Origin of the sequence: Protofrankia sp. Cr1, assembly GCF_963555865.1 — a bacterium.
Classification (GTDB): domain Bacteria; phylum Actinomycetota; class Actinomycetes; order Frankiales; family Frankiaceae; genus Protofrankia.
This window is the reverse complement of the sequence record NZ_CAUVXO010000003.1, coordinates 28,396-30,293: the sequence shown is the minus strand read 5'-3', so window position 1 is coordinate 30,293 and position 1,898 is coordinate 28,396. Positions and strand designations below refer to the sequence as shown.

2 protein-coding genes are annotated in these 1,898 nt (G+C 71.3%); both read right to left on the bottom strand.

All coding sequences use genetic code 11. From position 1 onward, the window contains the following. Positions 1–38 precede the first annotated feature (38 nt). Complete coding sequence (locus U9980_RS01030; protein WP_322766276.1) at positions 39–1,007, bottom strand: type II secretion system F family protein; 969 nt, start codon at positions 1,005–1,007, stop codon at positions 39–41. After that, positions 1,004–1,898, bottom strand: an 895-nt coding sequence (locus U9980_RS01025; protein WP_322766275.1) for a type II secretion system F family protein, incomplete at its 5' end; no start/stop codon positions are given. The genes U9980_RS01030 and U9980_RS01025, both read right to left, overlap by 4 nt.

The following is a 1,898-nucleotide window of genomic DNA, read 5'->3' as shown; positions in this document are numbered from 1 at the left end:
TGACACCGGCCGGGTTCGGCCGAACCCGACAAGCGCAGTTACAGCAGCGCCAGACCCGTGCCAGCCCCTGCCACGACGGGCACGACCCCCAACGCAATGAATGCGGGCAGAAAGCACAGTCCGAGCGGTGCTACCGCGGCGACTCCCGCTCGGCGTGCCGCGGCCAGGGCGCGCTCCTGATGCTGCGCGCGGGTCTGGTCCGCGAGTCGTTCAAGCGTCGCGGCCAGTCGGGCGCCGGAGTCCTCGGTCCGGTGCAGCGCCCGTGCGAAGGTCGCCAGCTCACGCGCTGCAGTTGTGACCTCCGCGACACCTGTGATGGCCCACCAGCTCGGCGCGGGCCTACCCCCGGGGCCGGGATCGAGTAACCGGTGACACGCCTCGCCGATAGGCGCTCCAAGCCGCAGAGCGCGTCCGACCAGGCCCAGCTCCGTGCCGAGCGGTCCGCCGACCGCATCGGCGACGATTTCCAAGGCCGTCACGACCGGCGCACCGGCGGTCAGGCACGCCGCAATGAGGTCGAGGGCCAGTGGAAGGTCGCAGGCAAGGCGTTCGTGGCGGCGCCGGGTATTGCGCTCGGGCACACCAGCCAACAGGCGGACCGCGGCCACGCCGAGAACGAGGCCGATGACGATGCCCGCGGGACCACCGAACACTACGAATGGACCGAGCCCGGCTGCGGTGCCAAGAGCGATCCGCCGAAGCACCGAGCGGTCCGCGGTGGGGTGCGGACCGCCGCTCGAACCGTGGCTCCAACGGTTTGCCCAACGGGCGCTCGAGCGGCGGCTGCTTTCGCTGCCGTGGTCCTGCGCCCCATCGTTGCGGCCCTTCGACATGTGCCTGGTCAGGTGTGGTCGCGTCGGCGTGATGTCGGCCCGGGTCGGCGGGGTGAGCGAGCCTGCCCGGCGCCGAACCTGATCGCAGAGCGTTGTGATTCCGGCCAGCCACGACGCCGATGCCATGCTTGTAGCCGCGGCGAGAAGCATTGCCCACTGCGGCGGCCCGGTCACAGTGCCACCATCGGCTGGGCGTCGTAGCGGTACCGGCCGGTCTCTCCCCGCGATCGAGCCGTCTCGGTGAGTCTGTTGATCCATGCCAGGCCGGCGAGATCGAGCATTGCGCCGACCGCGAGACAGATTGTTCCGACCGGGGTGTTGAGCAGGACATCCAATGGGGACGCGCCGATGAGGATGCCGAGCCCGATCCCGGCAAGAGGCAAGGCGGCGATCAGCCGTCCTGATGCGCGCGGTCCGGCGAGGGCTGCGGATACCTCGCCGTCCTTCTCCTGCTCGGCCCGGACCACCGCGGCGAGTCTGCTCGCCATCGGAGCAAGTGGAATACCGGCGATCTGGCTCACCCGCCAGGCGGCCGCGAGCTGGCGCAAGGTTGGCGCTTGGCAACGCTCCAGCGTGGCCGCCGGGTCTAGCCGGTGGGCAAGCCCGGTGCGCAATGCCCGAGAGTCGCTCACACGGGTACCGCGGCGCGGCGGACTCTGGCCAAAGCGCGGCCGATCCGTCTCGTTACCGAGGTCTTCGACGGCCGTGCGCAGCGCTTGCGACGGGCTTCGGCCCGCCTCAAGTTCGGTGGCGAGGGCGGCGAGCACCTCCTGTGCGTCGGCACGCTGAGCGTCGTGCCAGCGTCGTGCCGCGGCGCGTCGCATGGCTCGCTGCGCTGTCACAGCGCCGACGACGGTGACACAGGCCACTACCGGCCCGAAACAGGCGCCGCTGAGTGCTGCCGCGGCGGCCACGATCGCCGGTGGTGCCCAGGTACGGGCTGCTGGCGGTTCCGGTAGGTCATTCACGTCCCTGCCGGACCGCCTGGTCGCCGGTGGTCTCGTCGTCGCCACCCGAACGTGCGGCGGACGCCGTCCGATCGGCCCCGAGGCGAGCGCGGCGGCA